This window comes from Bradyrhizobium sp. 147, from assembly GCF_023073935.1.
Lineage (GTDB): Bacteria > Pseudomonadota > Alphaproteobacteria > Rhizobiales > Xanthobacteraceae > Bradyrhizobium.
In genome coordinates this window covers 1-528 of sequence record NZ_JADPKL010000142.1, presented here as the reverse complement: position 1 = coordinate 528, position 528 = coordinate 1, and the positions used below count along the sequence as shown (strand labels likewise).

Below are 528 nucleotides of genomic sequence, written 5' to 3'. Positions count from 1 at the left end.
TTGGAAGCTGATCACCGACCTGCCCGTTGGTTCCCGCACCGACGTCATTGAGAAGCTCGAGTGGTATGCTTTGAGATGGAAGATCGAGGTGTTCCACAAAATCCTCAAATCGGGCTGCAAAGCTGAGGAGTCGAAGCTCAGGACTGCCCAGCGTCTGACCAATCTGATCTCGCTCTTTTGCATCCTGAGTTGGCGGGTCTTCTGGATGACGATGCTCAACGACAAACCAAAAGCAAGAAAAACGCTCTCGCACTATCTGATCAAGATCGCCCGGCTCGGCGGTTATCTCGCCCGCGCCAGCGATCCGCCGCCTGGCAATACCGTCGTGTGGCGCGGGCTGTCACGCCTCACTGACATCGCGCTGGGCGTCACGGTCGGAGTAGAATTTGTGGGTAATTGAAAGCCTCACCGGAGGGAGACGATTCTCCCCTAAAGCGGGATGGGGTTAGGTTGAATCGATTGGGATTCCCAAATCAGCTTGTTTCTGATTCACCATGCTGGCTGGACGGAGGCCAGCAGGGATGGGCA

Annotated in this window: 1 pseudogene; it reads left to right on the top strand. The window is 56.1% G+C overall.

What is annotated here, in order from left to right:
• Positions 1-400 (top strand): annotated as a pseudogene (locus tag IVA87_RS34235) (IS4 family transposase); the annotation flags it as partial.
• Between the last annotated feature and the right edge of the window lie 128 nt (positions 401-528).